Source organism: Neisseria sp. P0001.S005 (assembly GCF_051963715.1).
In genome coordinates, this window is sequence record NZ_JBQCTZ010000833.1 from 1 (window position 1) to 343 (window position 343).

The 343-nt window shown below is 47.8% G+C and carries 1 protein-coding gene; it reads left to right on the forward strand.

The annotated features are described in order from the left end of the window. Positions 1-343: penicillin-binding transpeptidase domain-containing protein (locus tag ACTHSP_RS23105; RefSeq protein WP_440347137.1), on the forward strand; the 343-nt coding region annotated here is incomplete at both ends.

Sequence of the window (343 nt, forward strand, 5' to 3'; positions counted from 1 at the left end):
CATTGATATCCGTATGCAGCAGGAAGCAGACAGCATTTTAGGCGACCGCCGTGGCTCATTGGTAGCCATCAATCCTCAAGACGGTACTGTTTTGGCTTTTGTTTCCAAGCCTTCCTTCGATCCCAACCTATTTATTTACGGCATCTACAGTGATACTTTGAAAATGCTGAATGACGATTGGAAAAAGCCTTTGATCAACCGCGTTACCCAAGGCCTTTTCCCGCCGTGTTCTTCATTCAAACCCTTTATGGGCATGGCCTTATTGGAAAGCGGCAAATTCACTCAAAACACCATCATCCCCGCCCCCTGCGCATGGAGCTTACACGTCAGCCGCCATATTTTC